28 protein-coding genes are annotated in these 26432 nt (G+C 64.9%); 12 read left to right on the top strand and 16 right to left on the bottom strand.

Annotated features, from left to right (window positions below; genetic code table 11):
* The first annotated feature begins 269 nt into the window (after window positions 1-269).
* Both PKE71_RS17210 and aspS read left to right on the top strand, forming a co-directional pair.
* Window positions 270-608: a DUF6896 domain-containing protein gene (locus PKE71_RS17210; RefSeq protein ID WP_271188250.1), complete on the top strand. Its 339-nt coding sequence runs from the start codon at window positions 270-272 to the stop codon at window positions 606-608.
* 101 nt (window positions 609-709) lie between these two features.
* The gene (gene aspS, locus PKE71_RS17205) at window positions 710-2524 is read left to right on the top strand and encodes an aspartate--tRNA ligase (RefSeq protein ID WP_271188249.1); all 1815 of its coding nucleotides are present in this window, start codon (window positions 710-712) and stop codon (window positions 2522-2524) included.
* A gap of 79 nt (window positions 2525-2603) precedes the next feature.
* On the opposite strand, the gene PKE71_RS17200 is transcribed toward aspS, so the two are convergent.
* The 4 genes from PKE71_RS17200 to PKE71_RS17185 form a co-directional block, all read right to left on the bottom strand.
* The gene (locus tag PKE71_RS17200; RefSeq protein ID WP_271188248.1) at window positions 2604-4871 is read right to left on the bottom strand and encodes a pre-peptidase C-terminal domain-containing protein; all 2268 of its coding nucleotides are present in this window, start codon (window positions 4869-4871) and stop codon (window positions 2604-2606) included.
* 138 nt (window positions 4872-5009) lie between these two features.
* Complete coding sequence (locus PKE71_RS17195) at window positions 5010-6254, bottom strand: pentapeptide repeat-containing protein (protein WP_271188247.1); 1245 nt, start codon at window positions 6252-6254, stop codon at window positions 5010-5012.
* Window positions 6255-6380: 126 nt separating this feature from the next.
* Window positions 6381-6869, bottom strand: coding sequence for a pentapeptide repeat-containing protein (locus PKE71_RS17190; RefSeq protein ID WP_271188246.1), 489 nt, complete (start codon window positions 6867-6869; stop codon window positions 6381-6383).
* A 59-nt stretch (window positions 6870-6928) separates the two neighbouring features.
* Complete coding sequence (locus tag PKE71_RS17185; protein WP_271188245.1) at window positions 6929-9886, bottom strand: TSCPD domain-containing protein; 2958 nt, start codon at window positions 9884-9886, stop codon at window positions 6929-6931.
* A 206-nt stretch (window positions 9887-10092) separates the two neighbouring features.
* Between PKE71_RS17185 and PKE71_RS17180 the strand changes: the two genes are divergently transcribed.
* Window positions 10093-10503: an NADH:ubiquinone oxidoreductase subunit NDUFA12 gene (locus PKE71_RS17180; protein ID WP_271188244.1), complete on the top strand. Its 411-nt coding sequence runs from the start codon at window positions 10093-10095 to the stop codon at window positions 10501-10503.
* A gap of 79 nt (window positions 10504-10582) precedes the next feature.
* The gene (locus PKE71_RS17175; protein WP_271188243.1) at window positions 10583-11032 is read left to right on the top strand and encodes a DUF2155 domain-containing protein; all 450 of its coding nucleotides are present in this window, start codon (window positions 10583-10585) and stop codon (window positions 11030-11032) included.
* Here PKE71_RS17175 and aat read toward each other — a convergent pair.
* From aat to aroQ, 4 genes are all read right to left on the bottom strand, one after another.
* The gene (gene aat / locus PKE71_RS17170) at window positions 10999-11649 is read right to left on the bottom strand and encodes a leucyl/phenylalanyl-tRNA--protein transferase (protein WP_271188242.1); all 651 of its coding nucleotides are present in this window, start codon (window positions 11647-11649) and stop codon (window positions 10999-11001) included. The genes PKE71_RS17175 and aat overlap by 34 nt on opposite strands.
* An 84-nt stretch (window positions 11650-11733) precedes the next feature.
* Window positions 11734-13080: an acetyl-CoA carboxylase biotin carboxylase subunit gene (gene accC / locus PKE71_RS17165; protein ID WP_271188241.1), complete on the bottom strand. Its 1347-nt coding sequence runs from the start codon at window positions 13078-13080 to the stop codon at window positions 11734-11736.
* 25 nt (window positions 13081-13105) lie between these two features.
* Window positions 13106-13588 (bottom strand): acetyl-CoA carboxylase biotin carboxyl carrier protein, encoded by a 483-nt coding sequence (gene accB / locus PKE71_RS17160; protein WP_271188240.1) that lies wholly within the window; start codon window positions 13586-13588, stop codon window positions 13106-13108.
* Window positions 13589-13611: 23 nt separating this feature from the next.
* Entirely contained in the window at window positions 13612-14055 is a 444-nt protein-coding gene (gene aroQ / locus PKE71_RS17155) for a type II 3-dehydroquinate dehydratase (protein ID WP_271188239.1), read from the bottom strand.
* Window positions 14056-14131: 76 nt separating this feature from the next.
* On the opposite strand from aroQ, the gene thiS reads away from it, so the two are divergent.
* From thiS to PKE71_RS17140, 3 genes are all read left to right on the top strand, one after another.
* The gene (gene thiS / locus PKE71_RS17150; RefSeq protein WP_348515803.1) at window positions 14132-14332 is read left to right on the top strand and encodes a sulfur carrier protein ThiS; all 201 of its coding nucleotides are present in this window, start codon (window positions 14132-14134) and stop codon (window positions 14330-14332) included.
* 1 nt (window position 14333) lies between these two features.
* Window positions 14334-15134 carry a thiazole synthase gene (locus PKE71_RS17145; protein WP_271188237.1) on the top strand — a complete coding sequence of 267 codons (801 nt, stop codon included), beginning with the start codon at window positions 14334-14336 and terminating at the stop codon, window positions 15132-15134.
* Window positions 15135-15198: 64 nt separating this feature from the next.
* Window positions 15199-15615, top strand: coding sequence for a VOC family protein (locus PKE71_RS17140; RefSeq protein ID WP_271188236.1), 417 nt, complete (start codon window positions 15199-15201; stop codon window positions 15613-15615).
* Between the two features lie 66 nt (window positions 15616-15681).
* Here PKE71_RS17140 and PKE71_RS17135 read toward each other — a convergent pair whose 3' ends face one another.
* Window positions 15682-16167 (bottom strand): hypothetical protein, encoded by a 486-nt coding sequence (locus PKE71_RS17135; protein ID WP_271188235.1) that lies wholly within the window; start codon window positions 16165-16167, stop codon window positions 15682-15684.
* Window positions 16168-16260: 93 nt separating this feature from the next.
* Complete coding sequence (locus PKE71_RS17130; RefSeq protein WP_271188234.1) at window positions 16261-17004, bottom strand: DsbA family protein; 744 nt, start codon at window positions 17002-17004, stop codon at window positions 16261-16263.
* Between the two features lie 144 nt (window positions 17005-17148).
* Between PKE71_RS17130 and PKE71_RS17125 the strand changes: the two genes are divergently transcribed.
* Window positions 17149-17724 carry a manganese efflux pump MntP gene (locus PKE71_RS17125; protein WP_271188233.1) on the top strand — a complete coding sequence of 192 codons (576 nt, stop codon included), beginning with the start codon at window positions 17149-17151 and terminating at the stop codon, window positions 17722-17724.
* Here the strand turns inward: PKE71_RS17125 and PKE71_RS17120 are convergent.
* Window positions 17721-18032 carry a cupin domain-containing protein gene (locus PKE71_RS17120; RefSeq protein WP_271188232.1) on the bottom strand — a complete coding sequence of 104 codons (312 nt, stop codon included), beginning with the start codon at window positions 18030-18032 and terminating at the stop codon, window positions 17721-17723. The genes PKE71_RS17125 and PKE71_RS17120 overlap by 4 nt on opposite strands.
* Complete coding sequence (locus PKE71_RS17115; protein WP_271188231.1) at window positions 18032-18493, bottom strand: RidA family protein; 462 nt, start codon at window positions 18491-18493, stop codon at window positions 18032-18034. The genes PKE71_RS17120 and PKE71_RS17115 overlap by 1 nt, the downstream gene beginning before the upstream one ends.
* A 102-nt stretch (window positions 18494-18595) precedes the next feature.
* On the opposite strand from PKE71_RS17115, the gene PKE71_RS17110 reads away from it, so the two are divergent.
* The gene (locus PKE71_RS17110; RefSeq protein ID WP_271188230.1) at window positions 18596-19462 is read left to right on the top strand and encodes an alpha/beta hydrolase family protein; all 867 of its coding nucleotides are present in this window, start codon (window positions 18596-18598) and stop codon (window positions 19460-19462) included.
* 6 nt (window positions 19463-19468) lie between these two features.
* Here PKE71_RS17110 and PKE71_RS17105 read toward each other — a convergent pair whose 3' ends face one another.
* Both PKE71_RS17105 and PKE71_RS17100 read right to left on the bottom strand, forming a co-directional pair.
* Window positions 19469-20752 carry a DNA polymerase IV gene (locus tag PKE71_RS17105; RefSeq protein WP_271188229.1) on the bottom strand — a complete coding sequence of 428 codons (1284 nt, stop codon included), beginning with the start codon at window positions 20750-20752 and terminating at the stop codon, window positions 19469-19471.
* Window positions 20749-21642 carry an ROK family protein gene (locus tag PKE71_RS17100; RefSeq protein ID WP_271188228.1) on the bottom strand — a complete coding sequence of 298 codons (894 nt, stop codon included), beginning with the start codon at window positions 21640-21642 and terminating at the stop codon, window positions 20749-20751. The genes PKE71_RS17105 and PKE71_RS17100 overlap by 4 nt, the downstream gene beginning before the upstream one ends.
* Window positions 21643-21823: 181 nt before the next feature.
* Here PKE71_RS17100 and PKE71_RS17095 point away from each other — a divergent pair, with 181 nt between their 5' ends.
* Both PKE71_RS17095 and PKE71_RS17090 read left to right on the top strand, forming a co-directional pair.
* The gene (locus PKE71_RS17095; RefSeq protein WP_373878830.1) at window positions 21824-22201 is read left to right on the top strand and encodes a response regulator; all 378 of its coding nucleotides are present in this window, start codon (window positions 21824-21826) and stop codon (window positions 22199-22201) included.
* Between the two features lie 31 nt (window positions 22202-22232).
* A complete protein-coding gene (locus tag PKE71_RS17090) occupies window positions 22233-23591 on the top strand; it encodes a PleD family two-component system response regulator (RefSeq protein WP_271188227.1) in 1359 nt (452 codons plus the stop codon).
* 117 nt (window positions 23592-23708) lie between these two features.
* Here PKE71_RS17090 and rpmG read toward each other — a convergent pair whose 3' ends face one another.
* Both rpmG and PKE71_RS17080 read right to left on the bottom strand, forming a co-directional pair.
* Window positions 23709-23876, bottom strand: coding sequence for a 50S ribosomal protein L33 (rpmG, locus tag PKE71_RS17085; RefSeq protein WP_271188226.1), 168 nt, complete (start codon window positions 23874-23876; stop codon window positions 23709-23711).
* 110 nt (window positions 23877-23986) lie between these two features.
* Window positions 23987-25168, bottom strand: coding sequence for an MFS transporter (locus PKE71_RS17080; protein ID WP_271188225.1), 1182 nt, complete (start codon window positions 25166-25168; stop codon window positions 23987-23989).
* Between the two features lie 102 nt (window positions 25169-25270).
* On the opposite strand from PKE71_RS17080, the gene PKE71_RS17075 reads away from it, so the two are divergent.
* Window positions 25271-26431: a hypothetical protein gene (locus tag PKE71_RS17075; protein ID WP_271188224.1), complete on the top strand. Its 1161-nt coding sequence runs from the start codon at window positions 25271-25273 to the stop codon at window positions 26429-26431.
* Window position 26432 lies beyond the last annotated feature (1 nt).

Here is a 26432-nt window from a genome sequence, read left to right as displayed (position 1 = left end):
ACCATCAAAACCATCAACCTCAACACACCGAAAATGTGTTAGCCATGTCCCCGAACAGGTGTCAGCCATGTCCCCGGGCTGAACACTTGTTCCGGGGGCTGGCGGCGTTTCAGGCGCAGGCTCCTCCAGACCCCGGCACGGAGGCCGGGGGAAGTGGAGAGAGGTTTCGTTTCTCTTTGCTGAGTTGAAGCGATAGATATCGGCGGATACTTGGGCTGAAGTCGGAGTCTGGCTTGTCCAGCAGGTTCGATGTAATTCAAGAATGTCGTATGCTGATAGAGCTTCAGCGTAGTCTTCACCAATCATGGTGCCAGACATTCGGACCCTCTTCTGTTGAGACCGACGCTCCGCTACGTGGGCTTCTGGAAGTGGCTGGTGAGCGCTGGGCATTTCGCCGACATGGCGCGGGGGTGGAATTCAAGCGGCAAGGCGACGAGGTCGCGGTCGATATCCATGACAGGTTCGACGATCCAGATGTCTTCGATATCTGGCGGCTGGAGCTATTTCTCGAGAGCAAGGCTATCGTCGTGCGCGGACGAGCCTTGGAACAATCGTTGATGGACTCTGGCCGGTGCTTATTGTCCGGCCAGCACTACACGCTTACCTGATGCCACCAACTGCGCCCGATCCCCCGTGCAGCTTGACATTTCACCCTGCAAACCGGCACATCGCGGCACCTGTCTAACACCGATTTCCGGACGCTTTACCCATGCACGCATACCGCACCCATACCTGCGCCCAGCTGCGCAAGGACCATGTCGGCCAGACGGCCCGGATTTCCGGCTGGATCCATCGCAAGCGCGACCATGGCGGTCTGCTCTTCATCGACCTGCGCGACCATTACGGGCTGACCCAGGTTGTGCTGGAGCCGGAGAGCGCGCACTTCGCCACGCTGGAACGTCTGCGCGTGGAAAGCGTGATCACGGTGACCGGCGAGGTGATCGCCCGGTCTGCCGAGACGGTGAATGCCAACCTGCCGACCGGCGAGATCGAGGTGCGCCTGGCCGATCTGTCGATCCAGTCGGCGGCCGAGGAATTGCCGCTGCCGGTGTTCGGCGAGCCGGACTGGTCGGAAGAGGTGCGCCTGAAGCACCGCTATATCGATCTGCGCCGCGAGAGCCTGCACAAGCGCATCGTGCTGCGCTCGAAGATCATCGACTCGATCCGCCGCCGCATGGTCGATGAGGGCTTCACCGAATACCAGACGCCGATCCTGACGGCGTCCTCGCCGGAAGGCGCGCGCGACTTCCTGGTGCCTTCGCGTCTGCACCCGGGCAAGTTCTACGCCCTGCCGCAGGCGCCGCAGCAGTTCAAGCAGCTGATCATGGTTTCCGGCTTCGACCGGTATTTCCAGATCGCACCCTGTTTCCGTGACGAGGACGCCCGTGCCGACCGCGCGCCGGGCGAGTTCTACCAGCTCGACATGGAAATGAGCTTCGCGACCCAAGAGGACGTGTTCGGCGTCATCGAGCCGGTGATGAAGGGCCTGTTCGAGGAATTCGCCGACGGCCGCACCGTGCCGGACGAGCCCTTCGTGCAGATCCCGTATTTCGATGCGATCCGCTGGTATGGTTCGGACAAGCCGGACCTGCGCAACCCGATCCGGATGTCGGACGTGTCGGACACCTTCCGCGGTTCCGGTTTCAAGGTCTTCGCCGGCATGCTGGACAAGAACCCCAAGGTCGAGGTCTGGGCGATCCCGGCCAGGACCGGCGGCAGCCGCGCCTTCTGCGACCGCATGAATGCCTGGGCGCAGAAGGAAGGCCAGCCGGGGCTGGGCTATATCTTCTGGCGCGAGGAAGAGGGTGCCGTGGTCGGTGCCGGCCCGATTGCCAAGAATATCGGCGAGGAGCGCACCGAGGCGCTGCGCGCCGAGCTGGGCCTGGAAGCCGGCGATGCCGTCTTCTTTGCGGCCGGCGATCCGAAGGACTTCTACAGCTTTGCCGGCAAGGCCCGCGATGTGGTGGGTACCGAGCTGGATCTGTGCGAGAAAGACACGTTCCGCTTCTGCTGGATCGTCGATTTCCCCATGTATGAGTGGGACGAGGAGAACAAGAAGATCGACTTCTCCCACAACCCGTTCTCGATGCCGCAGGTCGATCCGGACGAATTCCTGAAGTTCGACGGCTCCGACCAGGATGCGCTGCTCAAGCTCAAGGCCTTCCAGTACGACATCGTCTGCAATGGTGTGGAACTGTCGTCCGGCGCTGTGCGGAACCACCGTCCCGACGTGATGCTGAAAGCCTTCGGCTTTGCCGGCTACGATGCCGAGACCGTGGAAGAAGAGTTCGGCGGCATGCTGAACGCCTTCCGCTATGGCGCGCCGCCGCACGCCGGTATCGCACCGGGTGTGGACCGCATCGTCATGCTGCTGGCCGGCGTGGAAAACCTGCGTGAAGTCGTGATGTTCCCGAAGGACCAGCAGGCGCGCGACCTGATGATGAACGCCCCGGCCGAGGTGGAGATGAAGCAGCTTCGCGAGCTTCACCTGCGCACCGTAGTGCCGGACAGCAAGAAAGACTGAGGCCAGCCCTCACGACCGAAAAAGGCCCCGGAGTAGTCTCCGGGGCCTTTTGCTTTTGTCAGGATATGAACCCCGGGAATCAGGGCGCGGCGGCTTCGTCGCTGTCCGCGGCTTCGGAGACGCCCGGCTGCAGGAAGTGCGGCGCGTCAAACCGGTAGGCCGGCGCGGCCATGCGGCCGGTCGATGCCTCGATCTCGATGGAATAGCCGACACCGTTGCACGTCCCGGGCTCGGCGGGCAGGGTGCTGTTGAACACCATCAGGGCGGCATCGGAAAATCCGCTCGTATCGAACACGCCGGTCTGGCCCAGGGCAATCGCCACGACCTCATCGCCGCGGCGGCCCAGGCCGATCAGTTCCAGCCCGTCCTCGCCCTCGAGGCTGACCTGGAAACGGCCGTCCAGATCGACCACCAGATAGTCCGCGCCCAGTTCTTCCAGCCCGCCCTTGGACATCCAGCGTCCGGGCTCGTCCAGCGTATGGCGCACGGCCACGGAGCCGGAGAAGAGCGGCGCCAGATCATAGGCCCGGGCATAATTCTGCGCCCTCCAGCGCTGGATCGTGGCGGGAATGTCGCTGCCGTACTCGGCCAGCGTTGCGGAGGCGGTTTCGAACCCGTCCAGCGTCACGCTGCTTTCCCACAGGCGCCGGACCACCGCCTCGCCATGGCTGTCCGCCATGGATTGCAGCAGCGTCCACTGGGCATAGTCATGCCCGTCGACCTGTGTCGTCCAGCACAGATGCGGCGTGTCGAAATCGGTGCCGACATAGTCGGTCGCATCCTGGTCGCTGCCCATCGTCGCGACCTCGATCCAGGAGGCCGTGGCCTCGTAGAGCCAGTCCAGACCTTCCTCGGCGTCATAGCCGAACTGGACGACATGGTTGAATTCATGGGTCGCGGTGGCGCGCAGCAGGCTTTCCGCCGGTGCCTCCTTGCCCAGGCCCAGGAAGTCATTGTCGATCACAAAGGCAGTCCGGGCCGCCAGGGTTTCGCGGACATCCGGCGTGTTGGGATTGTCGAACACGGTCTCGACAGGCTTGGTGAAACCCATCGCTCCGTCGACATGGGCGACATAGGCGCGGTAGCGGCCATTATCGTCGCGCAGCGGTTCGGCCCAGCCCATCCGCCCGATCTGGGCTTCGTAGGACTCCTGCAGGGCGATGCCTACCAGTTCGGCATAGCGCGCCGAGGAGGCGTCTCCGCCTTCCAGCGTATAGTGGACGATGAAGTCCTCGGTTTCCAGCGTGAGCTCCGGACCGCTCAGCGTGACGACATTCTCGTTCAGCGCCTGGAGCGTGTCGACCACGCTCGCGTCCACCGCGCTCAGGACGATGCGGAATTCGCCGCTCGTGTCCGAACCGTGATAACGCGAGATTTCCAGCGTATATGTCCCGCTGTGCGCCGCGGTGTAGGCAATGGCCGAGTTCAGCGTGCCGTCGCCGCGATCGTCATTCATGGCGACAGGAAACCCGTCCGGGCCGTTCAGCGTCAGCACAGTGTCCAGATCGTCGGTCATCGCATCGGCGACAATCATGACCGTCTGGCCGGCGGTCAGCTCGACGGGATAGCTCTGCTCGCGATTGTCGGCGCCGAGCATGCCCGTGTGTTCTGCGATCGTCTCGCCTTCCACACTGGCAAAGTCAAACGGCACCTGGGCATTTGGGTCCAGCGCGAGGGAGAGGACGAGATCGCCCTGGCCCTGGCCGTCATAACTGCCGGCCAGCACGGTGAAGTGGCCTGCCTGGTCAGGCTGGTAGACGATCTGGGCGTTCAGCGAACCATCGCCGCGATCGTCATTCTGGGCCAGGATGTTCCCGTCGGCGTCCAGGAGGGTGAGTGTGGTGTCCAGCGTCTCGGTGAGGGCATAGGTCGAGGCGACGAAGATGGCGTCTGCATCCAGATCGATCTCGGCCCGCACCTCGCTCGTGCCGCTGCCCAGCGTCACCACTTCCTCGCGCAGTGTCTCTGCGGCGTAGGACAGGCCGACATTCGCGCCTTCGGCAACGGTGAGTTCGAAAGCGCCGGTTGCTTCGCCATAGCCCGTCACGCGAGCGGTATAGCGGCCGCTGTCGGGCGGCATGAAAGTGATGCAGGACTGCAGCGAGCCGTCGCAATCATCATTCTGCGCGACCGGCTTGCCGTCCGGGCCGATCAGCGCGAGCACGGTGTCGAAATTCTCGATCGAGGCGGTGCTCAGCGTGACGACCTGACCGGCTTCCAGCGTCAGCGTATACTCGGCCTGCGGCGCCGTCTCCGTTACCGCGCCTGCAAACGGGCCATCCGGCACCTGGGCCATGGCGGCACCGCTGGCCGAAACGCCAGCCAGAATGATCGTCGATAAACGCATGAATGCCCCCTTGGAAATGAGCCCGGCCTTGCCGCTGACAACACTGTTTCAGCCGGAGTAGCGCTGTGCGGCGCGCGGCACAAGAAGCGGTCTGAAACGAATGGTGTATGGCCCCGGACGGCGGGCCCCGCCGGTGTGTCAGCGCTCGGGCGGGGGCGGGGGTGTTTCCGGCGGCGGCGGTGCGATCCGGAACTCGAACCGCGTCGTGTTGCGGGTCCGGTCGGTCTCGCGCTGCAATTCGCGAAGTTCGCGTTCCTGCTCGCGGGCTTCGCGACGCAGCTCGTCTTGCAGGGCGCGATGTTCGCGCAGCGCTTCCTCGCGCTCACGCTCGATCTCGGCGCGCTCGATATGGCGGTCACGCTGGATTTCGCGCAGCTCCCGCTCGGCGCGGGCAATCTCGCGCAGCGCCTCGTTGGTGGCTTCGCGAATGGCCTCCCGGTCGAGATCCTCGGCGTGGATTTCCAGCGCCTGGCCGATCTGGGTCAGCACCTCGATGCGGGCATTTTCCAGCGCGCGCAGCTCCATCACGGTCTCGGCGTCGGATTCGCCCCGCAGGCGCAGCACATAGCTGTATTCCTGGGCGGGGCCGAAGCGCATTTCATCACTGCCGCTGCAGGCCGGCAGCTGCAGGCCGTCATTCAGCTCGGTCGCCTCATTGCCGCAGGCGCCGGTCAGGCTGTCCTTGGTCAGGCCGGTGGCCTCGCGGATGCGGGCCGAGGAGAAATTCGTGCCGGCGAGATTGGCGCCGCTGAAATCGACCTCGTCCAGTTCGGCATTCTCGAAGCTGGAGCCGGTCAGGTCGGCATTGCGGAAACTCACCTCGGAGCCGGTGACTTCAGCGAAATTCGCGCGGCGCAGTTCGGCGGCCCGGAAATTCGTCTCGTTCAGCTCGGCGCGCAGGAAATTCACCTGCCGCAGCCGGGCGCCGTTGAAGAGCGTGCTGTTGAGCCGGGAGCCGATAAAGGTGACGAACACCATGTCGGTGGCGGAAAAGTCGGTGTCTTCGAGATCGGCGGCCGAGAAGTTCACCCGTTCGATCCGCGCACCGGGGAAGCGGGCGCCGGACAGGTTGGCGCGCGAGAATGTCACGCCCGTGAGCTGGGAGGCCGGCATGTCGGCATCGGAGAAGTCGGTGTCGTTGAACCGGCTTTCCACGATGGTGACGCCGGGCAGTTCGCTGTCGGCGAAGGATGCGCCCTGGAAGTTCGCGCCGATAAAGACGGCGCCGGCCAGGTTCTTGTCGGAAAAATCCCAGTTCTCGAACTCGCCGCCAATGGTCAGGCCGCGCCGCGGATGATCGTCGTCTCCACCTGCGAAAGCGGGAGCCGTCGCAAGGCTGGTTGCCGCAAGCAAAGCCGAAATGACGCGTGTCTGTATCCGCATATCCACTCAGATACGGCAGTCGCAGGGTGAGTTCGACTTAAATCACAGTAACCCCGGCGCATATCGTATGAAGCCGGCCTGTCCTTGGCCAGCCTTTGCGCCGGCTTTCCCGCGCGCCGGATGTGTCTAATTGCAGCGCGGTATGTGCAGGCCGGCCGGCAGTTCCGTGGACTCATCGCCGCACGCCCGGTTCAGCTGGGACTGGGTCAGGCCGCGCGCCGTGCCCAGTTCGGCACCGGACAGGTTGGCGCCTTCAAGGTTGGCGCCGGTCAGATCGGCGCTGTGCAGATAGGCGCCGACCAGATTGGCACGACTGAGGTCTGCACCGCGGAAACTGGCGCTGGTGAAACGGCCGCCGAACAGATTCGCCACGGACAGATTCGCGTTGTCGAACCGGGCACCATTCATGGTCACGAGGGCCAGGCTGGCCTGACGCAGCCGGCTGCCGGACACGTCGATACCGGGCAGATCGAGATAGGACAGGTCCGCCTGGAACAGGTTGCAGCCGGGGCAGGACTGGCCGGACTGGACCCGGGCGATCTGCGAGGCATCCTGGGCATGGGCGGCGGTCCCGAGGGTCAGGACGGCCAGGACGGCAAGCCAAATCCGTTTCATTCTGGAGCGCTCCGAACGACTGGCCTCTCGCGAAGCAAGAGCCATACCGGCGGACGGGGTCAGTCGATGGCCGGGCCCGTCCATCCGCAGGCATCGCAATTGCGCGGCTCACCATCACCGCCGGCGACGGTGAAATGGCCGCACTCGGGACACGGATCGCCGGAGTAGGCCGTGATGTCACGACTGCCGGCCCGCGTGACCGTGTGGTCCTCGAGCTCGTAATGCCCGGCTTCGCCGGACCCGTCGCCGCGGCCGCTCGCGGCCTTGCGCGGGGCATTGGCGAACATCAGGATATTGTCCGGCACCTGGCCGCGCGAGAAACCGCGCGAGATGAATTTCGCGGCGTCTTCCCGGGCGAGCTTTTCCTGCTGGACGCCCTTGCCCAGACCGCCCGGATCGGCCCGGTCCGGCGAGACTTCCGCCAGATCCTCGCGGCCCAGATAGGACACGCCCAGCTCGCGGAAGAGATAGTCCAGAATGGACGTTGCCTGCTGGATCGAGTCATTGCCCTCGACCGGACCGGCCGGCTCGAACCGCGTATAGACGAAGGCGTCGACATATTCTTCCAGCGGCACGCCGTATTGCAGGCCGATGGAGATCGCGATGGCGAAATTGTTCATCAGCGAGCGGAAGGCCGCGCCTTCCTTGTGCATGTCGATGAAGATCTCGCCCAGTTCGCCATCGTCGAACTCGCCGGTGTGAAGATAAACCTTGTGACCGCCCACCGTGGCTTTCTGGATGTAGCCCTTGCGGCGGTCCGGCAGCTTGCGGCGGGCGGCAGGTTTCTCGACCACACGCTCGACGGTCCGCTCGACGATGCGCTCCTGAATCTGCGGCGCGGCGTCGGCGGCATAGTCGCCCTTGTCGAAATCGATCGCCGGCAGAAGGTCGAACAGGCCCGATGCGGTCCGGCGGATATCAAGCTGCCGCAATCCCAGCTCGGCGCCGGTATCGATCAGGGCGGACACGTCGTCGATCGTGGCATCGCCCTCGAGCTCAAGGGCAATCGCGCAGGCACCGCCGATCTGCTGTTCGACCGCATGCGCCATGCGCATGATGCCGTGCGGCGAGACCGGTGCGAACACCGACCGCACGCCGGCGGGCAGGGCGGGTGAGTCATGCAGTTCGCCGGTGCCCTGGGCGTGGCGGTCGGCGGCAGCGATGTCGGCTTCGGAGAAGCCCAGAGCCCGGCACAGGGACGCGCCTTCGGCCTCGATCACATCGCTGGACAGGCCCAGCTCGCGGCAGACCCGGTCGCCCAGCGTCCAGCGGTTGAGGGCGTGGCGGATCGAGGCGCCTTCAGCGATCGAATCCTCCAGCCGTTCCAGCACGTCTTCGGGCAGGCCACGCTCGGCCAGCGCCTCCAGCGACAGGGCCGGCGCGCCTGCCAGCGTACCACGGCCGGCGGCGTGATCCTCGGCCTGCTCGATCCGGGCGGCCGGCTGGTCCAGCGCCTCCAGGCCCTGGCGGACGCAGCGCCGCAGGGTGCGGCCACCGCCGAACACGTCGCCGGTTGTCGTTGTGGCGCCCAGAACGGGGGCCGCACCGTCGCTGTCTGCATCCATCAGGCCCGCGACAGCGCTGTCGACAGGACCGCAGGCCAGCACGACGCCCGGACGGGCGAGGGCGGCCTTGGGCAGGAAGGGTGTTGCTGCGTCTTCCAGACGCGCGGCCACAGCCTCGAAGCCGGCCGGCAATGTGTCGAGCGGAATGTCCGGACCCAGGCCCGGTGCGCTGGCGCCGGTACCGGCTGCCGCATCGCGCAGGGCGAGGGTCGCCAGCCGGGCGATCGCCGCGGCAGCGGTGCGTCCCTCATCGCTGTCATAGGCCAGCCCGCAGGCGGTCAGCGCTGCGCCCAGCCCGGTCAGGCTGATCGTGCCGGCCGAGGCGGCGCCCTTCGGCGCGCTCAGGGCCAGGGCTGCCGCCCAGTAGCGTATGGCATCGAACAGGAGATCGGCGTCGAAACTGCCGTCCACACCGATATAGGCAGGCAGGTTGACGAACAGGGTCGGCCCGGCCGCGTCCGGGCTTTCGTGGAAGGCGAGAGACGGGGTGCCGAAGCTCCAGACGGTGCGGGCAATGCCGGTGCGGAAATCACGGGCACGCACGCTGCCGCCATCCTGGTCGAAACTCCAGGCCTCGTCCTTGGCAATCGCCTCGCACAGGGCCGGCGGCACATACAGCCGGGCCTTGCGCTGCGGCAGCGGGTCGGGGATCAGCGCGCCCAGGGCATCGTCGCCGGTTCCCTGGCGGGCCAGCGACAGGGCGCGTTCGACGGCTTCCTCGGGAATGCCGTCCTTCAGGGCACGGCGCATGGCCCGGGCGAGGGCGGCATTGCTGCGCGGATCGAAACAGTCGTCCGGCTCGCCGGAACAGCGCCGGCAGGCCTCACCGATGGCCTCAAGCCGCTCGCGGGTGACGCGGGCACCGACCTCGAGGATCGAGCTGCGCAGGGCAGTTTCCGCCACGCGGCGCAACTGGCCGGGGGCAGTGCGGGCGGCCGCGCGGATCTGCAGCGGGAGTTCGGGCGCTTCGGGGCTTTCCGGCGTATCGCCATAGGCCCAGTCGACCCCGCCTTCGGCGATCAGGTTGGCGTCTGGCATGACATGCCGGCCGGTCAGGCTGGCGGCCAGCTCACGGGCAAAGATCTCCGCCATGTCCGGCGTCTCGAACGCACCCTGGCGGGCCGCCGACCAGGCCAGCGATCCGGCGAGGCGCGTCGTTACGCTTTCCAGCCCGCTCTCGGCGATGCGGGTCTCGTCATCGGCGATGTGCGGCGTCAGGCTGCCGATCACCTTCACACCCGGCCGCGGCCTGGTGCGCAGCGGGCGGGGCGTGTCCAGAAGGTCGGCAAGGCTCTGGGCGGCGTTTGCGCTCCAGTCGGCAGGAACAATGACCGTCCGGCTGCTGGCTGCCAGCTCGGCATCGTCGCCGGCTGCAGTCACCGTACGCTCTTCCGGCGCAAGGCGTTCGCCTTGCCGGGCCAGCTGCTGCGCGAAACGATCGAAGACTTCCATGCGTCCACCCTCAGACACCGGCCGGGCCCCGGTCATGCGCCGCGAATCGCCCGGACAAGCTGCCAGTCTACCGTGTGGCGGGGCCGGTCAGAAGCCTGCGGGCGGGCAGGCTGCGACACCGTGCAGCCGCGTTCGGTACTGGACCCGCCCGCGCCATGCGGGCATATAGGCCGCAACCTGTGTCGACCGACTCGGAGCCGCTGACAATGTTCGGAACGATCGCCAAGATTTTCGTGTGGTGGAAAGACGCCACGCCGGGAACTCTCCTGACGCTGGCCATGCGCGGCGCCAGGAAGGTCGGTGAGGATGAGTACGGCAATCGCTATTTCGAGGAGCGCGGCGTGACCGGCCCCGATGGCAACAAACGCCGCTGGGTGGTCTACAAGGGCTATGCCGATGCCTCGCGCGTTCCGTCCGACTGGCATGGCTGGCTGCATCACACCTTCGAGACGCCGCCCAGCGAGGAACCGCTGCGCCGTCAGCCTTGGGAAAAGGACCACCATCCCAATCTCACGGGCACGGTCTACGCCTATCGCCCCTCGGGCAGCCTCCTGACGCCGCAGGGCCGCCAGGCCTCCACCGCCGACTACGAAGCCTGGTCGCCCGACGAGGCCTGAGCTTCTCGCACAGACATGGCGCGGTCCTGCCACGGGTCCGTCTCGACACGGTCATAATTGTCAGGGCAGAGTACGCGTCATGAAAACCGTCTTCACCGCCTGTCTTCTTTCCCTGGGTCTTGCCGCCGCCGCGCTGGCGCAGGACAGCGATCCCATCGGCGACATGCTGCGGGGCGATGATCCGGATGCGCGCGACGGCGAGGAATTGTCGAGCGAGCCGGGCAGCATCGTCGTGCTGCGGGGGCTCGACAAGGTCACTGCCCGGACCCGGGACTTCGAGATCACGATCGGCGAAACCGTGAATTTCGGCGCCCTGGCCATCACGCCGCGCTATTGCCGCCGCCGTCCGCCCGAAGAGACGCCGGAAACCTATGCCTTCCTGGAAATCCGTGACCGCCGCACCGACGGTTTCGGGGTGGATACGGATGGCGAGGAGATTTTCTCCGGCTGGATGTTCGCCTCGCGTCCGGCGCAGAACCCGCTGGAGCACGCCGTCTACGACGTCTGGGTGATCGACTGCAGGGCCTGAGCCCCGCTCATCCCCTCGGGCACGGCCGGAAACCCGGTCTGGATCTTCAAGGCATCGGCCAGGCGCAGATGATACATCTCGCGCGGTATGGTGATCGCGCCGAAGCGTTCCAGATGTTCGGTGGTGAATTGCGTATCCAGCAGGATGAAGCCGCCGGCCTTCAGCTGTGCCACGAGGTGGACCAACGCCACCTTGGATGCGTCCGTGCGCCGCGAGAACATGCTTTCGCCGAAAAAGGCCCCGCCCAGCGAGACCCCGTACAGACCGCCGGCCAGTTCGCCGTCCTGCCAGCTCTCGACGCTGTGGGCGAAACCCAGCTGGAAGAGTTCGCGATAGAGGCTGAGGATACCGTCATTGATCCAGGTTTCCTCGCGGCCCGGCGCCGGCTCGGCGCATCCGGCCACAACGGCCTCGAAGGCGGTGTCAAAACGGATATCGAATGTATCCTGGCGCACCGCCTTGCGCAGGGTGCGCGGGATGTGGAACCCCTCCAGCGGCAGCACGCCGCGCTCGTCCGGATCGAGCAGGTAGATCCGTGGATCATCGCGTCCCTCGGCCATGGGGAACACGCCGCGGGCATAGCATTCGATCAGATCTTCCGCGCCGAAACCGCGCATCGGGCTACCGCTCCCAACGCGTAACCGCAAAGACAGGAACGGTCACGCAATCGTTCAAGATGCGGGGCCGCGAGGCCCCGGCGGCTAGCCGTTACGCCTGGCCAGCCACTCCTCGAGCCAGCGGATGTGGTAGTCCCCGTTCACGAAATCCGGTTCCTCGAGCAGGTCGAGGAAGATCGGGATCGTTGTCTCCACTCCGCCGACCACCATTTCCTCCAGCGCACGGCGCAGGCGCAACAGGGTCTCGGTGCGCGTACGGCCGTGAACGATCAGCTTGCCGATCAGGCTGTCATAGTAAGGCGGGATGGAATAGCCCGCATACAGGGCGGAATCGAGGCGGACGCCGAGGCCGCCCGGTGCGTGGAATTCGGTGACCATGCCCGGCGAGGGCGCGAAGGTCTTGGGGTTTTCCGCATTGATGCGGCATTCGATCGCCCAGCCTTCGAAGGTGATATCGTCCTGGGTGATACCCAGCGGGGCACCGTCGGCGACGCGGATCTGTTCGCGCACCAGATCGATGCCGGTGATCATCTCGGTGACCGGGTGTTCCACCTGCAGGCGGGTATTCATCTCGATGAAGTAGAACTCGCCGTTTTCCCACAGGAATTCGATCGTGCCGACACCGCGATAGCCGATGGCTTCGATGGCCTTGCGGACGGTCTCGCCGATCTGGGCGCGTTCCTCGGCGCTGAGGGCCGGTGAGGGGGCTTCCTCGAGAATTTTCTGGTGACGGCGCTGCAGCGAACAGTCGCGCTCGCCCAGATGGACGACATTGCCGTGCGTGTCGGCCAGCACCTGGATCTCGATATGGCGCGGCTGGCCGAGATATTTTTCCAGATAGACCGTGCCGTCGCCAAAGGCGGCCGAGGCTTCCGCGGAGGCGGTCTCCATGGCTTCCTTCAGCTTGTCGGCGCTCTCGGCGACCTTCATGCCGCGGCCACCGCCGCCCGATGCAGCCTTGATCAGCACCGGATAGCCGATCTCTGCGGCAATCGGCTGGGCCTCCTCATAGGTCGCAACGCCGCCTTCCGAACCGGGGACGACCGGAATACCGGCTTCCATCACGGCCTTCTTGGCGGTGATCTTGTCGCCCATCATGCGGATGTGCTCGGCGGTCGGACCGATGAAGGCCAGGCCGTGCGCCTCGACGATCTCGGCGAAGCGGGCGTTTTCCGACAGGAAGCCATAGCCCGGGTGGATCGCCTGGGCGCCTGTCACTTCAGCCGCCGTGATGATGGCGGGAATGTTGAGATATGACTTGCCGGCCGGCGGCGGGCCGATGCACACGCTCTCGTCCGCCAGGCGGACATGCATAGCGTTGGCGTCGGCCTCGGAGTGAACGGCCACCGTGCGGATGCCCATTTCGCGGCAGGCGCGATGGACACGAAGGGCAATCTCGCCGCGATTGGCGATCAGGATCTTTTCGAACATGTCGGCGCTCGCGTCGGTTTGGGCGTCAGGAGAGGACGAAGAGAGCTTCGCCGTATTCCACCGGCTGCCCGTCCTCGACCAGGATGTCCGTAATCGTGCCGGACTTTTCGGCGGTGATCGGATTGAAGGTCTTCATCGCCTCGACCAGCAGGATGGTATCGCCCTTTTTCACCTGGTCGCCGACGCGCACGAAGAGCGCCGCGTCCGGATTTGGCTTGAGATACACCGTTCCGACCATCGGCGATTTCACCGTGCCGGCCTTCTCGGCGGCTTCCGCTGCTGCCGGCGCGGCGCCCGGAGCTGCTGCGGCCTGAGCCGGGGCGGGGGCAGCTGCCGGAACGGAGACGGTCTGAACGGCCGGCGCCGCGGTCAGCTGGCGGGCAATCCGCAGACGCAGATCGTCATGCTCGACTTCGATCTCGGACAGTTCCGTCTCGCGCAGGATATCCGCGAGTTCGCGGACCAGCTGGGGGTCGATCGGGGAGCGGGAACGGGAATCAGAACTCATGATGAAAAAGCCTTTGGTTCCGTCTATTGCGTTTCGATGCATCCGGCGGCGGCAGTGATACCGAGCAGGTAGCTGTTCAGCCCCAGCCCTGTAATCGAGCCCCGCGCGGCGGATGCGATGTAGGAGTGATGTCGGAAAGCTTCGCGTGCCGCTGTCTGACTCAAATGAACTTCGATGACCGGAGGTTCTATAGCGCGAACGGCGTCATGCAAAGCGACCGATGTATGCGTATAGGCACCGGGGTTAAAGACAATAGCAGACGCGTTGACGTTTGCGTCATGCAGCCAGTCGATCAGTTCGCCTTCATGATTGGACTGGCGAAACACGATGGAAAACCCCAAATCTCGGGCGTGGGCGGTACAGGCCTGTTCGATGTCGGCAAGCGACATGGAGCCGTAGACCTCGGGCTCGCGGGTGCCGAGAAGATTGAGATTCGGTCCGTTGAGGATGTGAATGGGTTTGCTCATGGCCTTGCCTTGAAGCCTCAAGGAGAATTACGAGGTGAGTGACGTCAGGACTCACGAAAGGTCAAGCGAAGCCGTGCTGCAGCTAACAGTCAATGGCGAAAGCCGGTCGATTGCCGAGGGGGCCCATGTGGCGGACCTGGTGAGCGACCTGAATCTGGACGGACGCAAGATTGCCGTGGAGCGGAATCTGGAGATTGTTCCGCGGTCGCAATATGCCGGGACGGCGCTGCAGGACGGCGACCGGATCGAGATTGTCGCATTTGTTGGAGGTGGATGAGATGGATGATGCCGTAACCCCGAACGCCGCGGAGGACACGCCGCTGGTGGTTGCCGGCCGCACCTTCACCTCGCGCCTCATCATCGGCACGGGCAAGTACGGGACCTACGCCCAGAACGCCGAGGCGCTGAAGGCCTCCGGCGCCGAGATGATCACCGTCGCCGTGCGCCGGGTGAACCTGTCCAATCCGGACGAGCCGCGCCTGGTCGATTTTATCTCGCCCGACGATTATACCTATCTGCCCAATACCGCCGGCTGCTTTACTGGCGAGGACGCGATCCGCACGCTGCGCCTGGCGCGCGAGGCGGGCGGCTGGAATCTGGTGAAGCTGGAAGTCCTGTCCGACCCCAAACACCTCTATCCCGACATGGCCGAGACGCTGCGCGCGGCGGAAATGCTGATCAAGGACGGGTTCGAGGTGATGGTCTACTGCTCCGACGATCCGGTCTACGCCAGGAAGCTGGAAGAGATCGGCTGCTGCGCCATCATGCCGCTGGGCGCGCCGATCGGCTCGGGCCTGGGCATCCAGAACCCGGTCAATATCCGCCTGATCGTCGAACAGACAAAAGTTCCGGTGATTGTCGATGCCGGTGTCGGTACGGCGTCCGATGCTGCCGTGGCGATGGAGCTGGGCTGTGACGGTGTGCTGATGAACACGGCGATTGCCGAGGCGAAGGATCCGGTCCGGATGGCGCGTGCCATGCGTCACGCCGTGATTGCCGGCCGCGAGGCCTATCTCGCCGGCCGCATGCCGAAGAAGCGTTATGCCGATCCGTCCAGCCCGCTTTCCGGTCTGATCTGATTCATTTCACTCTTGCGATGTTCCGTTTTTGTTCTATTCTGGTTTCCCAGCAGGGAGAACCGGGATGGACCAGCGTGTCTCGCTTATCACCCTCGGCGTCGCCGATACCGCGCGCTCGCGGGCTTTCTATGAAAAACTGGGCTGGAAGGCAGCCTTCGAGAATGAGGAAGTTGTCTTCTTCCAGCTGAACGGCATCGTGCTGGGCCTGTTCCGGCGCGACAGTTTCGATCTCGACATGAAACGCGACAATGACGGGACGGGCCGGATCGCCCTCGCCTACAATGTCCGCGACCGGTCCGAGGTCGATCCGGCGCTCGACCGGGCGGTGTCGGCCGGGGGCAGCCTGCTGAAGCGGGCCGAGGAGGCCCCCTGGGGTGGATATTCCGGCTATTTCGCCGATCCGGACGGACACGCCTGGGAAGTCGCGCACAATCCGGCCTGGACAATCAGTGCGGCCGGCCATGTCGAGATGAGTGCCTGACCGCTTGTCCGGCTCGCGTTGGCGGGCATCAGGTCAGAAGGGGAGATCCGGCAAGCCCGGCGGTTCTCACCTGCGTTCATTGCAGGGGATCATCCGGTCGCCATGCCGGGGCTCGTCGATCCGGCGGCGCTCTCCCGTCGCATCGTCGACAAAAAGCCGGTGGTTATAGGTGCGCAGGGCGGTCGTCCGTCCCGGACCGCCCCGGATCGCAAGACGCATCTCCTGGCGTCCGGTCTCGCCGCTGCCGTCCGGTGCCGGGCCGTGCAGGATCCACAGCATGTCGGTCCAGGCCCCGCTGCCGGACGTCAGCCCGTTGGAGTAGAGGCCGCGGCGCTCGTCCAGGCGCAGATACCCGGCAATCTCGCCCTGGCTGTAGATCGTGATCCGGTCGCCGGCGATGTACCAGACATCCGTGCGGTCCTTGCAGCCCGTCCCGTTGCCCCAGCCCCAATCGCCGTCCTGCTGCACGTATTCGCGCAGCTCTCCCGGCATCTTGCCGCAGGCGGCCGGCAGGATGGCAAGACAGGCCATGGGGATAAGAACGTACCGCATCGCGTCTCCGGGTCCGGTTCCGCCATTGTCTAGCTGAACCGGACCGGACGCGGGCATCCCCTGTTCCGGGGACGCGAAGGCGGCGTGCAGGGACTACTCGGCGAGTGCCCGCTGCAGGGCCTGGTCAAGCGCCAGCTCGTTGGCGCCGGATACGATCGTGCCGTCGACGATGAAGAAGGGCGTGCCCGTCACGCCCAGCACCTGGCCGAGCGAGCGGACCTGGCTGATGTGTTCCATGATGGCCGGGCTCTCCATCGCCTCGCGCATGCGCTCGACATCCACACCCGACACGCGGGCAAGCTGGTTGATGCGCTCGCTCGGCAGCGGGCCGGAGGAGGAGACCATCGCATTGTGGAAGGCCTCGTAGATGTCCGTCCCCTGCTGCAGGGCAGCGATCGCGGCGCGCGAGGCTTCCAGGGAATCCTCGCCCAGGATCGGGTATTCCTTGATGATGAACTGGATGCGGTCGCCATGCTCTTCGCGAACGTCCTCGACCCAGTCATTGGCGACCCGGCAATAGGAGCATTTGTAGTCCATGAATTCGACGATCACGATATCGGCGCCGTCGGGGCCGAGGCGCGGGTCGCGCGGATCGTTGTAGATCGCCTCGGACTGGGCTTCGACAGCATCATAGGCCGCCTGCATCTCGCGGGCGCGGGCCCGGCGCTGCAGCTCGATCAGGGCTTCTTCGATGATTTCGGGGTTTTCGAGAATGTAGTCGCGCACGATGTCGCGCACTTCCTCGCGCTGCGTTTCGGACAGTTGGGCGCTGGCATCGCCTTGCTGGCAACCCATCAGGAGAATGGCGGCGGCGAGAATTCCCGCAAAACGTGTCATGATCGGACCCCTTGAAACCGGTAGCGCCGCACATCTAGCCGGTCTTGCCCCGCGCGGCGAGGTTTTCCGGTGTAAAATCATTGTGTGGGGCTTCGAAGCGCACCAGCCGCTTGCGAGCACACACGGTCACGCCTATGCGGGGGCATGATCTCCGTTCTGACACTCCCGCTCACCAGTCTGTCCCTGTCGACCGACGCCTTTGCCGCCGCCCTGGCGCGCGGCGCATCGGACCCGGCCGCACGGACCTTGAGGGCTATCCGTGTCGGTGCGGTCTTCGGTCTGGCTGAAGGCTTGATGTGCCTGGCCGGCTGGCTGCTGGCGCGGATCGCGGCGCACTGGATAACCGCTGTCGATCACTGGGTCGCCTTGATTCTGCTGGCAGGGATCGGCGGGCTGATGATCCGCAACGGCCTGCGAGGCGAGGATGAGGCTGACGCCGACACGCCGCCCGCGGTATCGACCGGTCTTCTGGCGACGGTCGTGACTGCGCTGGGGACCAGCATCGACGCCGCCGCCGTCGGGATCGCCCTTGCTCTGGCGGGCGGCCCGGCCTGGTCAGCCCTGGCGATCGGGTTGACCTCCTTCGCCATGGCGAGCCTGGGCTACCGGATCGGTCCCAAGGTCGCCGAGCGGCTGGGCGGCTTCGCCGAGATCGCCGGCGGGGCGGTGCTGATCGGGATCGGTGTCTCGATCTTCGTCAGCCACATCACCGGCGGCTAATCGCTGTCGATATCCTCGACGACCAGAATGCGCGCTTCGCCGAGAGGATGAGCGACATGCTCCTCGCCATCACCGATGGCCAGCGCGTCGCCGGCCTCCAGCAGCATGGATTTCTCGACGCCGGCCTCGCGGTATTTCATCTCGACCCGGCCATCGAGCACCACGAAGACCTCGTCGCCGGTATTGCGGTGCCAGCGATAGGGCTGGTCGGTCCAGTGCAGGCTGACCCCGGTGGATCCGAACAGGGCGAGGCGCTCGGCGCCCCAGGCCCGTTCGGCGGTGAAGTCCCGTGCGCGGATGCGTTTCATCAGGCGATCTCGAAAACCGCGTCGACCTCGACGGCGGCACCCAGCGGCAGGACCGGGCAGGAAACGGCAGAGCGGGCATGCCGGCCCTTGTCGCCGAACACATCGACCATGAGGTCGGAACAGCCATTCACCACTTTGGGAATGTCGGTGAAGGACGGGGCTGCGGCCACGAAACCGCCAAGACGGACAACCCGTTTCACGCGCTCCAGATCGCCCTCGCAGGCGGCTTTCATCTGGGCAATGAGATTGATGCCGCACAGCCGCGCCGCGGCCTGTCCGGCCTCCAGGTCCATGTCGCCACCCAGCGTGCCGGCGACCAGGCCGTCCGGGCCGATGGAGACCTGGCCGGACAGGAAGACCTGATTGCCGGTGCGCACGAAGGGGACATAATTGGCGACCGGGGCAACCGGTTCGGGCAGGGAAATGCCGAGCTCGGCAAGACGGGCTTCGATGGCGGACATGGGGCACTCCTTGGCTCGATATGCCGACAACTTAGTGACGTATCGGCCCCATGCAATCTGTCTGCTTGACTTGACGCGAACGTCATCGGGCACAGTTCGCACATGACAATGATGATCCGTGAAGACGAAATCCGATTCGATGCCCGCGACGGCTATTCCCTGTCGGGCCGGATCATTACGCCCGAACGGCCGCGGGCGGCGGTTCTGGTCTCCTCGGGGACCGGCTTTCCCAAGGGCTTCTACCGCCGGATCGCCCTGGCCGGTGCCGAACGGGGCTATGCCTGCCTGCTCTATGATTATCGCGGCATTGCGGGGTCGGCACCGGCGCGGATGCGCGGATACAAGGCCGATATCGTCGACTGGGGCCGGCTGGACTTTCCCGCCGCGCTCGACCGGGCTGAGGCCCTGGCGCCCGGCAAGCCGCTCTTCACGCTGGGCCATTCGGTGGGCGGGCATCTCGTCGGCCTGGCCGACAACGCCGCGAAAGCACGCGCCCATGCCTTCATCTGCGTCGGGTCGGGGCATTGGGGCCGGCATCTGGCCTATTACCGGCCGCAGGTTCTGTTCTTCTGGTTCGCCTATGGCCCGGCCTGCCTGGCTCTTAAAGGATATGTCCCGCCTGGCGGAATGTGGGGCGGCACGGCCCTGCCGCGGGATGTGTTCCTGCAATGGCGGCGCTGGGCATCCAGACCCGGTTATCTGGGCGATGATTTCGAAGCGATCGGGGACCACTCTTTCGGCGCGGTCGAGGCCCCGATCCGCTCCTACCAGTTCACCGACGATCCGATTGCGACAGCAGGTGCTGCACAGGACATTCTGGACCTCTATTCCGCGGCTTCCACCGAACTTGTCACCCTTGCCCCGAAGGACATCGGCGCCGGGCGTGTCGGGCATTCCGGGGCTTTCCGGCGGGGTGCCGAGGGGCTGTGGCCGATGCCGTACGACTGGTTCGATACGATGGCGGATTGACGGGTTCTAGCGCTCGCGTTTCGGCTTGGCGCGGAAGGCGATTCCCTTGACGACGGCATCGCCGCCGAATTTCGCCCTGGCCTTGTCGATCGCGCGTTCGGCCGTTGCGCGGCGGATGGCATTGGGATCCAGAAGGTCGCCGCTGTCGGCGACGGCCGGCTGGAGGCCGGAAAAGCCGATACCGATCAGCCGGTAACGCGTGCCGTCAATCTCCGGTGCCAGCAATTCCTTCCCCACCCGGAACAGCGTGTCCGCCAGCTGGCTGGGTTCGGACAGGGTGCGCCGCCGTGTCCGGGTCTTGAAACTGGACGTCTTCAGTTTCAGCGTCACGACCGATCCGGAAATCGCCTGCGCCTTCATCTGGTCCGAAACGCGGACGCACAGCCGCCAGAGCTGTTTTTCCAGCGTCTCACGGTCGTCATGATCGGCATTGAAGGTGGTCTCGCTGGACACGCTCTTGCGGTCGCGGTCCGGCTTGACCCGGCGCGTGTCCTCGCCGCGGGCGAGGCGCGCCAGGTGGAAACCCATCTCGCCATAGCGCCGCGCCATGTCCTTGTCGCCATGCCGGCTGATATCGGCAAGCGTGCGGATGCCGTCGCGTTCCAGCCTGGCGGCAAAGGCCGGGCCGACACCATAGATCGCCCGGACCGGCTGTTTTTCCAGGAAAGCCTGGGCATCGCCTTCGCCGATCACGGCGAAGCCGTGCGGCTTGTCCAGATCGGACGCGGTCTTGGCGAGGAATTTGTTGAAGGACAGGCCGACAGAGACGGTGATGCCCACCGTCTCGCGGATACGGCGCTGCAGGCGCAGTAGGGTGAGGGCCGGCGGCGCGCCGTGCAGCCGTGTCGTGCCCGTCAGGTCGAGGAAGGCTTCATCGATCGACAGCGGCTCGACCAGGGGCGTGACGTCCTGCATCATCTCGCGGATGCGCCGTCCCTCGGCGGCATACTTTGCGTGCTCGGGCTTGATCACAACGGCGTCCGGACAGGCTTTCAGCGCCTTGAACATTGGCATGGCCGAGTGCACACCATAGAGCCGCGCGACATAGCAACAGGTCGAGACAACGCCGCGCTGGCCGCCGCCGACAATGACCGGCAATTCTTCCAGCGCCGGATTGTCGCGCTTCTCGATGGCGGCAAAGAAGGCGTCGCAATCGATGTGGGCGATCGACAGCGTGTCGATCTCGCGATGCCGCAGCAGCTTGTGCGAACCACAGGCCGGGCAGGCATCGCGGGTACCTTCCGGCAGGGGCGCCAGACAGGCGCGGCAATAGCCCGGATCGCCGCTCATCGCGGCTCGGCGGGCCAAAGCCAGGCCGCACCCCTCACGCCGGAACTGTCGCCATGGAGATGGCGGACGACGCGCGTTTCCAGCACGTCCGAGAAGATATGGGCGGACAGGCGGTCCTGCACCGTCTCTGCGAGGCCGTCGACATTCGAGACGCCGCCGCCCAGGACGATCACATGCGGGTCGATCAGGTTGACGACATTGGCGAGTGCGCGGGCCAGCCGGTCGGCATGGCGGGCCATGCTGTCCCGGCAGGCTGGGTCAGGCGAGCGGGCGATCTCGAGCGCGGTCAGCGTGGTACCCGTGCGGCGGGCATGGTCCTGCGCAATGCCGGGGCCGGACAGCCAGGTTTCCAGGCAGCCGGTCTGCCCGCACCAGCATTGCGGGCCGGGATACTCGTCCGGCCGCGGCCAGGGAAGGGGATTGTGACCCCACTCGCCGGCGATCCGCTGGGCGCCGTCGAGCAGCCTGCCGTCGATCACGATGCCGCCGCCCGTACCGGTGCCCAGGATGACACCGAACACGATGCCGGCGCCGGCTGCGGCACCGTCGCGGGCTTCGGACAGGGCGAAACAGTCGGCGTCATTGGCGAGGCGGACCGGGCGGTCGAGACGGGCTTCCAGGTCGCTGCCGAGGGCACGGCCGTTGAGCCATTGCGAGTTGGCGTTGCGGATATGGCCCGTCTTCGGGCTGAGGGAGCCGGGGTGACCAACCCCCACCTTAGCGGGCCCATAATCACTCTCCAGGTGCGCAATAAGAGCAACAATCGTGTCCAGTAGTGCGCCATAATTGCCCGGTGTCGGACGCCGCTCGCGCGCCAGGATATCGCCGGCGGCATTCATGGCGGCGGCCTCGATCTTCGTGCCGCCCAGGTCGATCCCGATTCGTATCATGCCGCGCACCACCCGTGGACAAGACCGGTCTTCAAATCCGCCATTTTGTTCTTATCTTGTTCCGAAAGGGACGAAAAGTACCCGTTGACTCATGGTTGGTTAAGGAAGATCGGGTTTGATGCAGGCGGGGTTAAACACGCACGGTACAAACAGTGCATCAAACGGGAAGCGCGTCGCCGACATGCTGCAGGTCATGCCCAAGAAGGTCCTGATCGTCGAGGATAACGAGCTCAACATGAAGCTCTTCAACGATCTGTTGGAGGCCCATGGCTACGAGACCTTGCAGACCAAGGACGGTTTCAAGGCGCTTGAGCTGGCGCGCGAACACACCCCCGACCTGATTCTCATGGACATCCAGCTGCCGGAAGTGTCCGGCCTCGAAGTCACCAAGTGGCTGAAGGATGACGAGACCCTGTCGGCGATCCCGATTGTGGCCGTGACGGCGTTTGCCATGAAGGGCGATGAGGAGCGGATCCGGGAGGGCGGCTGCGAGGCCTATCTGTCCAAGCCGATCACCGTGACCACCTTCATCGAGACGGTCCGGCAGTTTCTGGACTAGGGACAGGCGTCAGCGTTAGGGGCGAACAGGTATGAGTGCGCGTATCCTCGTCGTTGACGACCAGGCCGCCAATGTCCGCCTGCTCGAAGCCCGCCTTCAGGCCGAATATTTCGACGTCTGCACCGCCACCAATGGTTACGAGGCCATCGAGGCGGCCCGTCTCGAACAGCCCGATCTGATCCTGCTCGATGTGATGATGCCCGGCATGGACGGGTACGAGACCTGCGAGCGGCTCAAGGCGGACAATTCCACGCGGCACATCCCGGTTGTCATGGTCACAGCGCTGGACCAGCGCGAGGACCGTATCCGCGGGCTCGAGGCCGGGGCCGATGATTTCCTGACCAAGCCGATCGACGATGTCGCGCTGTTCGCCCGGGTGCGCAGCCTGCTGCGGCTGAAGGCCGTGCTCGACGAGCTGCGCTATCGCGAGGCCAGTTCGGCCATCGCCGAGCTGCAGGCCGACTTCGCCGACGATCTCGCCGAGATCTCCACCGCCATCATCGTCAGCGCCGACCCGCGGGCCGGGGCCCGCTATGCCTCGGCGCTGCCGGAACAGGTGCGCGCCCAGGTGGTCACCGATCCGGTCGAGGCGCTGGCCGGGATGCGCAAGGGGACCGATCTTCTGATCGTCGATCTCACCCATCCCGAATTCGACGGCTTGCGCCTGTGTGCGCGGGTGCGTTCGGACGCGGCGACGCGGCCGCTGCCGATCCTGACGGTCGTCAGTCCGGACGATACGGCCCAGGCCGTGCGGGCGCTCGATCTGGGTGTGAACGACATCATCCACCGGCCGGTCGATGCGGGCGAGCTGAATGCGCGCGTGCGCACCCAGCTGCGCCGCAAGCGCTATGCCGACCGGCTGCGCAGCCAGCTCGACCAGAGCCTGGAAATGGCGGTGACCGACCCGCTGACCGGACTGCACAATCGCCGCTACATCAATTCGCGCCTGCGCCAGGCGCTGGCGAGCGCCGACAATGGCGGTGCGCCGGTTTCGGTGCTGATCGCCGATATCGATCACTTCAAGTCGATCAATGATCTCTACGGCCACGAAGCCGGCGACACCGTGCTGCGCGGGTTTGCCGATCGTGTCCAGAAGGCGATGCGGGCGCTCGACCTGGCCTCGCGCTATGGCGGCGAGGAATTCCTGGTGCTGATGCCGGCGGCCGGCCTGGCCGAAGCGCGGATCGCCGCCGAGCGTCTGCGCAGCGTGGTCGCGGACGCGCCCTTCCTGCTCGAGGACGGCACGGATATCGCGGTGACGGTGAGCGTCGGCCTGGCCCAGGCGCTGCCGGGCGAGGGCGTCGAAGCGGTGCTGCGCCGGGCCGACCAGGCGCTCTATACGGCCAAGAATGAGGGCCGCAACCAGGTCCAGGTCGCCAGCGCCGCCTGACGGCTCACGGCTCACAGGCAGCAGATGCAAATAGAACGGCCCCGCCGGATTGCTCCGGCGGGGCCGTTCTGTGTCTGTCGTCGCAAGATGCGTTCGGAAAAGCGTCGGGCGCCTGTCCTACTTGATCTTGGCTTCCTTGAATTCGACGTGCTTGCGCGCGACCGGGTCGTACTTCTTCAGCACGAGCTTCTCGGTCATCGTGCGGGCATTCTTCTTGGTCACGTAGAAGTAACCCGTACCGGCCGTCGAGTTCAGGCGGATCTTGATGGTTGTCGGCTTCGCCATGGCTCTAAATCCTGTCTGCAGTCCCGGATGTCACGTGCGCCACGGCGCATGCCGTCGCGGGAGCGCGCGAACATACGCATGGGCGCGCCAGTGTCAACTGTTCTCGGCGGTCAATCGGTCTGTGCTGTCAGGCGTCTGAAGCCGAAGACCAGCACATAGGCCGCCGACACGGCGGAGAGTGTCCATAACAGCCCCCAGGGACCGATCGTGTCCATGGCGCTGCCGGCAACCGGCGGACCGGCAAAACTGCCCAGCCCGTAAGCGAAGATGAAGCCGGCATTGGCTGCCGCCACGGCACCGCCGGCAAAGCGTTCGCCCAGCAGGGAGAGGCCGACCGAGTAGAGCCCGCTGGCGACGCCGGCCTGGATGAAGAGGAGGGGCAGGAGGGCCGGTGTGAAACCGCCGGCCAGCCCGATCCCCACCGGTACGAATGTTGTCGTCACGGCGATCCAGAACAGGGTGGCGCGCCGGTCGGTCCGGTCGGCGATCCAGCCCAGCGGGATCTGGAAGCTCAGCGCGCCCATGGCGACGGCGAACACCATCATGCCGATCGTGGCATGGGTGAGGTCGATCCGCTCGCCATAGACCGGCAGCAGCGAGAAGAGCAGCGTCTCCAGCGCCCCGAAGGCCAGGCCCGCCAGGATGGCGGCGGGAGCCGAGCGGGCCGCGCCCAGCATCGCCTTGAGCGAGGAGCCGTCGCGGTCGGGCGCCACGGCCTGGGGACCGCGCAGCAGGGCCACGGGCAGGGTGCCCAGAAGGAAGATGGCGGAGGCGACGTAGAAGGGCAGGTCGCCGGTCGGATCGAGCACCGAGAACAGAAGGCCGCCAATGCCGAAACCGCCCGCCAGCGCCGTGCCGTAGACACCCAGCATGAAGGCGCGCCTTGCCGGCGTGACCACCTGGTTGATCCAGCTTTCGGAAATCACGAAGACAACGGTGATATTGCAGCCGCTCAGGAAGCGCAGCGCGAACCAGATCGCCACCACCGGGAAAGCCGGAAAGAGCGCGAACAGGGCTGCCGCGACAACAAGATTGCCGATCAGCATGTAGCGCGGCGGCGCCAGCGTCATCAGGCGCGGCACCAGCGGCGCCATCACCAGGGTCGACAGGGCCGCGGCCGCGCCATTGAGACCGACCAGCACGCCGGACCCGGTCATGTATTCCAGGCGTAGCGAGATCAGCGGCATGGACAGCCCGAACACGATCCCGCACACGCCGGCACAGCAGATGGCGGCAATCAGGGCGCGCGTATTGCCCCGGCGCAGATCGGTGAGTTCGGCAGCGGCAGTCATGCCGCAGCTATAGCCAAAGCGCCGCGATGCGTCTCGTTTCGGGGCCAGCTTGGCGGATTCCGTAGGTGCGGACTCTGCTCATTTCTCAGTATGTGCCATACGATGGCGTGGAAATATCACGCCTTCAGCCACTTTATTTGGCTCCGTTTCTTTGTGGATACCATGCCAATTAATTCCGAACGAACAGAACGACACATCGTGTTGACCGCGAGTCAAGCGGACATGGTGCGTGGGGCTACAAGCCCTGGTCACGTATTAGAGCCCGTAGACATGCTTGACGGGCGACACATCTTGCCAGTCGGAGTTCTTAAGGACCCTGCGCATACGACCCATCACTTACTTCTTTCAAGTCTTCCGCAGGAAGACATTCCTGTTTCAAAGATCCTTGCGATAATCGCCCCTCCGGAGCCTTTGATTGAAGAGCAGGCTCCACAGCCACTGCGTGGCGCGCCGTCTGAACGAAAAAAAGATGACCCTCTATTGGGCCCAAAGCTGAAACTTGAATGGGCGAAACGCCACATCAACGAATTGAAGATCACTATCAGGGAGTTTTTTGAAAGTGAGCCTTATGAGCTCGTTCACGAGGTGGACTCTCAAACAGGCGAGAATGTTTATCGCTTGCGCGTCCACAAAAGCGTTCCGGTCGAGTTAAGCGCGATTCTCGGGGATGCCGTTCACAACCTGCGAGCCGCGCTCGATCAGCTTGTCTGCACCTTGATACGGCACAACAGCAATTTCCCCAAAGGCATGCAAGGTTTCCCTATCGCCACGAGCGGAGAGGGCTATGAGAGTTTTGTTCGCAAAAGAATAGCCGGCGTCAGCACGAAGGTTGAACGACTCATATTTCGGCTGAAGCCGTACCGGGGAGGAAATCGCCGTCTTTGGCTCCTCCACCAATTAGATATTCTCGATAAGCATGATGGCATCCTTCCGGTAAGTGCCGCGCATGCCGTGACGTTGATACGCTATACCATGCCCGGGATGTTCGTCGGGCCAGATGGGACATTTAGACTTGGTGGTGGCGGTCGTCCTTTCCGTACTGATTGGGGCATACCCGACAAGGCCCAAATCATCATGCCGTTGACCGATAACGTGGAATTCTATCGCTCTCCATCTGGCCTTCAAGAAGAGGTCAGAGCAAACATTTCTATAACCTTCGATCAATCGGAGATTGTCCAAGGTAGTCCTGTGGTCGAAACTTTGGATGATTTTGCGCATTTTATCGAGAAATTGATCGGTGTCGTTGAACGAAAAGTACTTTGAT

Origin of the sequence: Maricaulis virginensis (assembly GCF_027922185.1) — a bacterium.
GTDB lineage: Bacteria > Pseudomonadota > Alphaproteobacteria > Caulobacterales > Maricaulaceae > Maricaulis > Maricaulis virginensis.
This window is presented reverse-complemented; position numbering and strand designations above follow the sequence as displayed.

Excerpts from the sequence above, each read along its gene's own strand:
- PKE71_RS17210 (WP_271188250.1), top strand. The coding sequence starts at position 270 with ATGCTGATAGAGCTTCAGCGTAGTCTTCACCAATCATGGTGCCAGACA.
- aspS (WP_271188249.1), top strand. The coding sequence starts at position 710 with ATGCACGCATACCGCACCCATACCTGCGCCCAGCTGCGCAAGGACCAT.
- PKE71_RS17200 (WP_271188248.1), bottom strand. The coding sequence starts at position 4,871 with ATGCGTTTATCGACGATCATTCTGGCTGGCGTTTCGGCCAGCGGTGCC.
- PKE71_RS17195 (WP_271188247.1), bottom strand. The coding sequence starts at position 6,254 with ATGCGGATACAGACACGCGTCATTTCGGCTTTGCTTGCGGCAACCAGC.
- PKE71_RS17190 (WP_271188246.1), bottom strand. The coding sequence starts at position 6,869 with ATGAAACGGATTTGGCTTGCCGTCCTGGCCGTCCTGACCCTCGGGACC.
- PKE71_RS17185 (WP_271188245.1), bottom strand. The coding sequence starts at position 9,886 with ATGGAAGTCTTCGATCGTTTCGCGCAGCAGCTGGCCCGGCAAGGCGAA.
- PKE71_RS17180 (WP_271188244.1), top strand. The coding sequence starts at position 10,093 with ATGTTCGGAACGATCGCCAAGATTTTCGTGTGGTGGAAAGACGCCACG.
- PKE71_RS17175 (WP_271188243.1), top strand. The coding sequence starts at position 10,583 with ATGAAAACCGTCTTCACCGCCTGTCTTCTTTCCCTGGGTCTTGCCGCC.
- aat (WP_271188242.1), bottom strand. The coding sequence starts at position 11,649 with ATGCGCGGTTTCGGCGCGGAAGATCTGATCGAATGCTATGCCCGCGGC.
- accC (WP_271188241.1), bottom strand. The coding sequence starts at position 13,080 with ATGTTCGAAAAGATCCTGATCGCCAATCGCGGCGAGATTGCCCTTCGT.
- accB (WP_271188240.1), bottom strand. The coding sequence starts at position 13,588 with ATGAGTTCTGATTCCCGTTCCCGCTCCCCGATCGACCCCCAGCTGGTC.
- aroQ (WP_271188239.1), bottom strand. The coding sequence starts at position 14,055 with ATGAGCAAACCCATTCACATCCTCAACGGACCGAATCTCAATCTTCTC.
- PKE71_RS17145 (WP_271188237.1), top strand. The coding sequence starts at position 14,334 with ATGGATGATGCCGTAACCCCGAACGCCGCGGAGGACACGCCGCTGGTG.
- PKE71_RS17140 (WP_271188236.1), top strand. The coding sequence starts at position 15,199 with ATGGACCAGCGTGTCTCGCTTATCACCCTCGGCGTCGCCGATACCGCG.
- PKE71_RS17135 (WP_271188235.1), bottom strand. The coding sequence starts at position 16,167 with ATGCGGTACGTTCTTATCCCCATGGCCTGTCTTGCCATCCTGCCGGCC.
- PKE71_RS17130 (WP_271188234.1), bottom strand. The coding sequence starts at position 17,004 with ATGACACGTTTTGCGGGAATTCTCGCCGCCGCCATTCTCCTGATGGGT.
- PKE71_RS17125 (WP_271188233.1), top strand. The coding sequence starts at position 17,149 with ATGATCTCCGTTCTGACACTCCCGCTCACCAGTCTGTCCCTGTCGACC.
- PKE71_RS17120 (WP_271188232.1), bottom strand. The coding sequence starts at position 18,032 with ATGAAACGCATCCGCGCACGGGACTTCACCGCCGAACGGGCCTGGGGC.
- PKE71_RS17115 (WP_271188231.1), bottom strand. The coding sequence starts at position 18,493 with ATGTCCGCCATCGAAGCCCGTCTTGCCGAGCTCGGCATTTCCCTGCCC.
- PKE71_RS17110 (WP_271188230.1), top strand. The coding sequence starts at position 18,596 with ATGACAATGATGATCCGTGAAGACGAAATCCGATTCGATGCCCGCGAC.
- PKE71_RS17105 (WP_271188229.1), bottom strand. The coding sequence starts at position 20,752 with ATGAGCGGCGATCCGGGCTATTGCCGCGCCTGTCTGGCGCCCCTGCCG.
- PKE71_RS17100 (WP_271188228.1), bottom strand. The coding sequence starts at position 21,642 with ATGATACGAATCGGGATCGACCTGGGCGGCACGAAGATCGAGGCCGCC.
- PKE71_RS17095 (WP_373878830.1), top strand. The coding sequence starts at position 21,824 with ATGCTGCAGGTCATGCCCAAGAAGGTCCTGATCGTCGAGGATAACGAG.
- PKE71_RS17090 (WP_271188227.1), top strand. The coding sequence starts at position 22,233 with ATGAGTGCGCGTATCCTCGTCGTTGACGACCAGGCCGCCAATGTCCGC.
- rpmG (WP_271188226.1), bottom strand. The coding sequence starts at position 23,876 with ATGGCGAAGCCGACAACCATCAAGATCCGCCTGAACTCGACGGCCGGT.
- PKE71_RS17080 (WP_271188225.1), bottom strand. The coding sequence starts at position 25,168 with ATGACTGCCGCTGCCGAACTCACCGATCTGCGCCGGGGCAATACGCGC.
- PKE71_RS17075 (WP_271188224.1), top strand. The coding sequence starts at position 25,271 with ATGGCGTGGAAATATCACGCCTTCAGCCACTTTATTTGGCTCCGTTTC.